The sequence below is a fragment of the Streptococcus mitis genome (genome assembly GCF_003942965.1).
Taxonomy (GTDB): Bacteria; Bacillota; Bacilli; order Lactobacillales; family Streptococcaceae; genus Streptococcus; species Streptococcus mitis_BH.
Genome location: NZ_RJOG01000073.1, coordinates 1 through 1,220 on the forward strand (window position 1 = coordinate 1; position 1,220 = coordinate 1,220).

Below are 1,220 nucleotides of genomic sequence, written 5' to 3' on the forward strand. Positions count from 1 at the left end.
AAGAGAAAGAGAGCTTGAAAATGATTATGGAAAAACAAAAACTTTTACTGATTTTAAATCAAACATGGGGAATGTTCAATTTTTAGATAAGGATAAAATTAACCTTTCTAACCCAAGGCATTTTAAGAACATTTCTGATGAAGCTCTTATAGAAACGCCTAAAACAGTAAAAACAAAAATGGCTGAATTATCTAATAATGTTCCAAAAGAATATAAAGAAAACATTAAAAAAGAACAAGACGCCTACATTATAAAAGTAAGAGATGGTGAAACTGTATCTTACAATACAACACTTGATCAGGATAGTTATTTGCGAAAAGAGTTTGGAATTGATACGATTTCAATTGAGAAAACTTACGATTTTGGTTTAACTAAAAATCCGGATTATTTTGATGTTGTTACAGATAAAATGGCTGTAGAAAGCTATATTCTCAGCAAAGTTATCAAATCTGCAAATCCTGAAGATAGAAATCCTTCTGTCACAACCAAATATATATACAAAGACAAAAATGGAAATGCAATTCCTTTTAACAAGTTGTATGCTAAAGTCATTAACGATTCTATCTTTAACAAACAAAACTTTTTGAAAGAAAGCGATGTTCCTTTAGAAGCATTTAAAAACCCTGAAGCTGTTCCTATCCGTGGTGACTATAGCTTGTTAAGAAAAATTGGATACAAGGGAACTGCTACAGAAGATGGGGGGCTAACACAGACTTTTGAGCATTACTTTAATAACCCCCAACACTACTACAACTTTAGTGCGAATTCTATTTATTACTTTCGTAAGAAAAACTTATTAAATGATATTGATTACGAAAAAATCATGAAGCCTGTTTCTAGTAACTATCACTTTGTTACAGTTATTAAATTGACAGATACGGGTCTTCTACAACAACAATTTGTTGATGAAAAAGGAAATGAAATTGCTCCTACAATTACTAGCGAGAAAAGTGATAAAGGAACTACAGTTACTGTAGCAACTCCTCCAAATGAAATAACTTATAAAGGTCAAACTTATTTATTACAAAAAGAAAATATTCCAAGTAGTTTAGTCATTAAAAAAGGAATTAATTCAGTAACTTTTAGATATAAATTACAAGTTGTTAGTGAAAAGGGAACTCCAGAAACTCATGAAGTCCCAGCATTTAACGGAGGGGTATCGCCTAGCGATGCACCGGTTGTTGATATTCCAGAATATCGTGCTCCTTTAAGTATGGTAG

General features: G+C 31.4%; 1 protein-coding gene. It reads left to right on the plus strand.

Annotated features, from left to right (window positions below; genetic code table 11):
• Positions 1 to 1,220: SIALI-17 repeat-containing surface protein (locus tag D8837_RS09570; RefSeq protein ID WP_398575075.1), on the plus strand; the 1,220-nt coding region annotated here is incomplete at both ends.